The sequence below is a fragment of the Klebsiella sp. 64 genome, assembly GCF_018223915.1.
GTDB lineage: Bacteria > Pseudomonadota > Gammaproteobacteria > Enterobacterales > Enterobacteriaceae > Klebsiella > Klebsiella pneumoniae.
The window spans coordinates 1-5,467 of the sequence record NZ_JAGRQZ010000063.1 but is presented as its reverse complement, the minus strand read 5'-3'; the positions used below and the strand labels follow the sequence as shown (position 1 = coordinate 5,467).

The window sequence follows — 5,467 nt, the reverse complement described above, 5'->3', positions numbered from 1 at the left end:
GGAACTTGTTCGCACCTTCCCTAGGCATCGCATGTTGCTATATATACAGAAAACTACGAGAATTACACTAATTAACCATATTAGCTTATCAAATAATTGGATGCCAAATTATGAGGCTTCATTATCTTGATTCTTTGAAAATAATTGCTGTTTTTTGTATTGTAGTCTTTCACTCCGGTACTTTTCCAGAGTTTGGTTATCTCGTTGGAGGGTTATTAGAGAATTGTACTCGATGGGCGCTCCCTTTTTTCTTTTTAACTTCAGGATTTATGCTTGGTCTTGCGAGAGAAATTAATCTAGGAAGAAAGGTAAATAAGATTCTCCAGATTCTATTCTGGTCATCTATTATTTATTCGCCTATTATATTTATTAAATCTATTGTTATGCATGACTCTTTTATTGAACGTATTGTAAATCTTCAGACTTTTTTTGGCGGAGGAGTATACTTTTATTTGTGGTTTTTAATTTCTTTAATTGTTGTTTTTCTTTTTGTTAACTATTTTTCCTCCAATCTAAAAATCACTCAGGCTTTGAGCATTTCGTTTGTAATCATCTTGATATGCTGGATTACGGATTTATTACGATCTTGTGGTATAGGGCATCAAGAATTTTATTTATTCAGAATACTAATGTGTGCTTCATTGGTATACTTAGGGTATTTATATTCCGATAACAAAGATAGATTTCATTTTAACCAAACCTTCCTTTTATATATCATAATTTTTGGAATAGTTTCTGTTTTAGCAGAATCATTATTAATGTATTACTTTTTCGGTTCCGAAATTCATCAAAGACAACTTCCAATTGGTGCTGTAATCCTTGCAATTGGTTTGTTGTTATTTGGCATAGGAAGAAAAAAAGCAAATAAAACATTTTGGTCAAAGTGTGGTTCAAAGTATTCGTTAGGTGTCTATTTACTTCATCCATTCATTTTGACATTTACATCTGAATTATTTAAAAGAATAGGGGTCCCTTATTCAACTCCAAATCTGCTAATAGCTTTCTTTGGCTCACTTGCAGTTATGATCTTTGTGGAAAGATATTTTTCATGGTTTTATAATACACTCAATGGAGTTACAGCTAAATAATGTTTTAATGTTTAGTGATTAGATTTTTGCTAGTATTCTACAGTTTTTATGAAATTCATCTTGAATATCACCCTTGATATTTACTGCAATTTAGGTTGTAATGGGTTTTATTTCTAATTACGATATGATGATTTTGGTCTTAATTTAATAAAGAAGGTAAGTATGCGAAATCAAATGAATGTTGGATTGGTTGCTGACTGGCTTGTAACTTTTGCTGGTTCTGAAAAGGTAATTAAGGAATTCATAAATATATTCCCTGATTCAGAATTGTATTCTGTCGTGGATTTTCTATCCCAATCAGATAGAGACTTGTTTTTGGGGAAGTCAGCAACAACAACCTTCATACAAAGACTACCTTTTGCAAAAAGTAAATATCAAAAATATTTACCCCTAATGCCTCTAGCAATTGAGCAACTAGACGTTTCAAAGCATAACGTTATTTTGTCTAGTAGTCATGCTGTTGCGAAAGGAATATTAACTGGACCTGATCAACTACATATTAGTTATGTACATTCGCCAATTCGTTATGCATGGGACCTACAACACCAATACCTACGTGAGGCTAAGCTAGATAAAGGAATTAAGGGGCTAATAACAAAATGGTTATTACATAAAATTAGAATGTGGGATTACAGAACAGCAAATGGAGTAGATCATTTTATAGCTAACTCTAAATTTATTGCGCGTAGAATAAAGAAAGTCTATGGTCGGGATGCTGATGTTATATATCCTCCTGTTAATGTTGATAGATTCAATATTTGTGAGCGAAAAGATGATTATTTTTTCACTGCCTCACGCTTAGTTCCATATAAAAAAATGGATCTTATTGTTGAGGCATTTAGTCAAATGCCGGATAAAAAGCTAGTTGTTATAGGTGATGGTAGTGAAATGTCAAAGATAAAACAAAAGGCGACAAAAAATATCGAGATTTTAGGCTATCAACCTGATGCAACAATGACTGATTATATGAAAAAGGCTAAGGCGTTTGTATTTGCTGCGGAAGAAGACTTTGGTATCACACCTGTAGAAGCTCAAGCTTGCGGGACTCCTGTTATTGCTTTTGGTAAAGGAGGTGTATTAGAGACAATTAAAGGGTTAGATCAAGAGTCACCGACGGGGGTTTTCTTTTATGAACAGAAAGTTGATTCTCTTATAAATGCTGTTCATTTATTTATTTCAAATCAAAATAAAATCGAACCAAAAACTTGTCGTGTCAACTCATTGCGTTTTAGTGAACAAAGGTTTAGATATGAAATCAATAATTATGTTAATGAAAAATGGCTTCATTTTTCAGACAAAAAAATAAAAGCAACAAGCTACTAAAGAATATATTAATTAAATACTGATTTACTACTTCCGGCAATGAGTACTTTGGGCTAACATTATCATCACATTAAAGCTGCGAACGTGTCGCAGTGACCACACCTGACAGGAGTATGTAATGTCCAAGCAACAGATCGGGGTTGTCGGTATGGCAGTGATGGGGCGTAACCTTGCGCTGAACATCGAAAGCCGCGGTTATACCGTCTCCGTTTTCAACCGCTCCCGTGAAAAGACCGAAGAAGTGATTGCCGAAAACCCAGGCAAGAAACTGGTTCCTTACTACACAGTACAAGAGTTTGTTGAATCCCTCGAAACACCACGTCGTATCCTGTTGATGGTGAAGGCCGGGGCTGGCACCGACAGCGCCATCGATTCCCTGAAGCCTTACCTCGACAAAGGCGACATCATCATTGATGGCGGCAACACCTTCTTCCAGGACACCATCCGTCGTAACCGTGAACTGTCTGCCGATGGTTTTAACTTTATCGGTACCGGTGTTTCCGGTGGTGAAGAGGGGGCTCTGAAAGGGCCTTCCATTATGCCTGGTGGCCAGAAAGAAGCCTATGAGCTGGTTGCTCCAATTCTGAAGCAGATTGCTGCGGTTGCTGAAGACGGTGAGCCATGTGTCACCTATATCGGTGCTGACGGTGCTGGCCATTATGTGAAGATGGTTCATAACGGCATCGAGTATGGTGACATGCAGCTGATTGCCGAAGCTTATGCACTGTTGAAAGGCGGTCTGATGCTCTCCAACGAGGAGCTTGCGCAAACTTTCACCGAATGGAACGAAGGTGAACTGAGCAGCTACCTGATCGATATTACCAAAGATATCTTCACCAAGAAGGATGAAGACGGTAAATACCTCGTCGATGTCATTCTTGATGAAGCAGCAAACAAAGGTACTGGTAAGTGGACCAGTCAGAGCTCACTGGATCTTGGGGAACCTCTGTCCCTGATCACGGAGTCTGTGTTTGCTCGCTATATTTCTTCGCTTAAAGACCAGCGTGTAGCCGCTTCGAAAGTGCTGAGCGGTCCGCAGGCTCAGCCGGCCGGTGATAAAGCTGAATTTATCGAAAAAGTGCGTCGCGCGTTGTACCTCGGTAAAATCGTCTCCTATGCTCAGGGCTTCTCCCAGCTGCGTGCTGCTTCTGATGAATACAACTGGGATCTAAACTACGGCGAGATCGCTAAGATTTTCCGCGCTGGCTGCATCATTCGTGCGCAGTTCCTGCAAAAGATCACCGATGCTTATGCGCAAAACGCTGGCATTGCTAACCTCCTTCTGGCACCGTACTTCAAACAGATCGCTGATGACTATCAGCAGGCGCTGCGTGATGTCGTGGCGTATGCCGTACAGAATGGTATTCCGGTACCGACGTTCTCTGCCGCAATTGCCTATTACGACAGCTATCGTTCCGCAGTTCTGCCAGCTAACCTGATTCAGGCTCAGCGCGATTACTTTGGTGCGCACACCTATAAGCGTACCGATAAGGAAGGTGTTTTCCACACAGAATGGTTGGAATAAATTTCTTCACACAGTCAGGCCATTTGGCCTGACTGTTTTTAAATTTATATTTAATATTGCAACCTGACCTTAAGCATTTCCTTTCTAAAAATATTTCTAATATCTAATTTTTAACCTTTTTAAGAATTTGCCATATTTATTATCTTGTACGCCTATATTAATCTGCTTCTGGCCTCAGTAAATTACTGGGTGTTAAATAACAGGGTTTTAATTAAAGGATATTAATATGTTGCTTCCTGTGATAATGGCTGGCGGTACCGGCAGTCGTCTCTGGCCGATGTCTCGCGAGCTTTACCCGAAACAGTTCCTCCGGCTGTACGGGCAGAACTCCATGCTGCAGGAAACCATCACCCGACTCTCGGGCCTTGAAATCCATGAACCGATGGTCATCTGTAACGAAGAGCACCGCTTCCTGGTGGCCGAACAGCTGCGCCAGCTCAACAAGCTGTCGAACAACATTATTCTTGAGCCGGTCGGGCGTAACACCGCCCCGGCCATCGCCCTGGCGGCCCTCCAGGCCACCCGCCACGGCGACGACCCGCTGATGCTGGTCCTCGCCGCCGACCATATCATCAATAACCAGCCGGTCTTCCACGACGCCATCCGCGTCGCCGAGCAGTATGCCGATGAAGGCCATCTGGTCACCTTCGGTATCGTGCCGAACGCTCCGGAAACCGGCTACGGCTACATCCAGCGCGGCGTGGCCCTCACCGACAGCGCCCACACCCCGTACCAGGTGGCCCGCTTCGTGGAGAAGCCGGACCGCGAGCGCGCCGAGGCCTACCTCGCCTCCGGGGAGTACTACTGGAACAGCGGCATGTTTATGTTCCGCGCCAAAAAATACCTTTCCGAGCTGGCCAAATTCCGCCCGGATATCCTCGAAGCCTGCCAGGCCGCGTTCAGTGCCGCCGACAACGGCAGCGACTTCATCAGCATTCCGCATGACATTTTCTGCGAGTGCCCGGACGAGTCCGTGGACTACGCGGTGATGGAGAAAACCGCCGACGCGGTGGTGGTCGGTCTCGATGCCGACTGGAGCGACGTCGGCTCCTGGTCCGCCCTGTGGGAGGTCAGCCCGAAAGATGAGCAGGGTAACGTCCTCAGCGGCGACGCGTGGGTGCACAACAGCGAAAACTGCTACATCAACAGCGACGAGAAGCTGGTGGCGGCCATCGGCGTGGAGAATCTGGTGATTGTCAGCACCAAGGACGCCGTGCTGGTGATGAACCGCGAGCGTTCCCAGGACGTGAAGAAGGCGGTCGAGTTCCTCAAGCAGAACCAGCGCAGCGAGTACAAGCGCCACCGCGAGATTTACCGTCCCTGGGGCCGCTGTGACGTGGTGGTCCAGACCCCGCGCTTCAACGTCAACCGCATCACCGTGAAACCGGGCGGCGCCTTCTCGATGCAGATGCACCACCACCGCGCCGAGCACTGGGTCATTCTCGCCGGCACCGGCCAGGTGACGGTCAACGGCAAGCAGTTCCTGCTGACCGAGAACCAGTCCACCTTTATTCCGATTGGCGCCGAGCAC

At 44.4% G+C, this 5,467-nt stretch carries 4 protein-coding genes; all 4 read left to right on the top strand.

Annotated elements, in window-relative coordinates; translation table 11 throughout:
• The first annotated feature begins 110 nt into the window (after positions 1-110).
• Entirely contained in the window at positions 111-1,088 is a 978-nt protein-coding gene (locus KHQ23_RS26040) for an acyltransferase family protein (protein ID WP_072032799.1), read from the top strand.
• A 162-nt stretch (positions 1,089-1,250) separates the two neighbouring features.
• Positions 1,251-2,411 carry a glycosyltransferase family 4 protein gene (locus KHQ23_RS26035; RefSeq protein ID WP_040176193.1) on the top strand — a complete coding sequence of 387 codons (1,161 nt, stop codon included), beginning with the start codon at positions 1,251-1,253 and terminating at the stop codon, positions 2,409-2,411.
• 118 nt (positions 2,412-2,529) lie between these two features.
• Complete coding sequence (gene gndA, locus KHQ23_RS26030) at positions 2,530-3,936, top strand: NADP-dependent phosphogluconate dehydrogenase (RefSeq protein ID WP_040204201.1); 1,407 nt, start codon at positions 2,530-2,532, stop codon at positions 3,934-3,936.
• Between the two features lie 226 nt (positions 3,937-4,162).
• On the top strand, positions 4,163-5,467 hold a 1,305-nt coding region (locus KHQ23_RS26025; RefSeq protein ID WP_211776993.1), incomplete at its 3' end, for a mannose-1-phosphate guanylyltransferase/mannose-6-phosphate isomerase.